This is a genomic window from Thermodesulfobacteriota bacterium (assembly GCA_025062045.1).
In the GTDB taxonomy this organism is placed as follows: Bacteria; Desulfobacterota; Syntrophorhabdia; order Syntrophorhabdales; family JANXAF01; genus JANXAF01.
On sequence record JANXAF010000006.1, the window covers coordinates 1 to 315 of the forward strand.

Sequence of the window (315 nt, forward strand, 5' to 3'; positions counted from 1 at the left end):
AGTTCGAATATGCATTTGCAGTTAGGACAGTCCTCCTTTCCGCATCCACACTCTAGGGCTTTTAGAGCACTACCTCTTATTATAGGGATCTCATCTCCTGGGAATTCGTATTTGGATAGGAGTTCACGGAGTTCCACTTCCACGAGTTCTATGAGTTCTGGATCATCTACCATGTCTATTTTGTTTAAAAAGACAACTATATATGGCACTCCAACCTGACGGGCAAGGAGAATGTGTTCTCTCGTCTGGGGCATTGGGCCATCGTTTGCACCTACAACTAAAATTGCACCGTCCATCTGGGCAGCACCGGTTATC

General features: G+C 45.7%; 1 protein-coding gene. It reads right to left on the bottom strand.

The window, feature by feature from the left end:
* A partial coding sequence (locus NZ583_05460) for a GTP-binding protein (protein ID MCS7281059.1) occupies nucleotides 1-315 on the bottom strand: 315 nt, incomplete at both ends.